The sequence below is a fragment of the Cetobacterium sp. ZWU0022 genome (assembly GCF_000800875.1).
In the GTDB taxonomy this organism is placed as follows: Bacteria; Fusobacteriota; Fusobacteriia; order Fusobacteriales; family Fusobacteriaceae; genus Cetobacterium_A.
Window position 1 is genome coordinate 1 of the sequence record NZ_JRJZ01000196.1, and the last position, 305, is coordinate 305.

Below are 305 nucleotides of genomic sequence, written 5' to 3' on the forward strand. Positions count from 1 at the left end.
AGGTTTATAGGTATATAGGTTTATAGAAAACTAGGTATATATGTAAATATATTACCATATTTTTCTATAAATTCAAATATAAAATTTTTTAACATAGCACCAATGGAGGATTTGTAATGGAAAAAAATAGTAAAATGGTAATACATCAAAATAATTTAGCTTCAGGTAGATTTGAAGATTTTGAACTTAGAGAGTTAAAATTATTTTTAACATTAATATCTAATTTAGGAAAAAGTGAAAATTATTATACTGCTGATAGTAAGTTTATAAAAGATTTTATAGGGATGGAGAGAAAAAGTTATTCT

Annotated in this window: 1 protein-coding gene; it reads left to right on the top strand. The window is 22.0% G+C overall.

Features of this window, described 5'->3' with window-relative positions:
* Positions 1 to 116 precede the first annotated feature (116 nt).
* A partial coding sequence (locus L988_RS13120) for a hypothetical protein (protein WP_047384955.1) occupies positions 117 to 305 on the top strand: 189 nt, incomplete at its 3' end.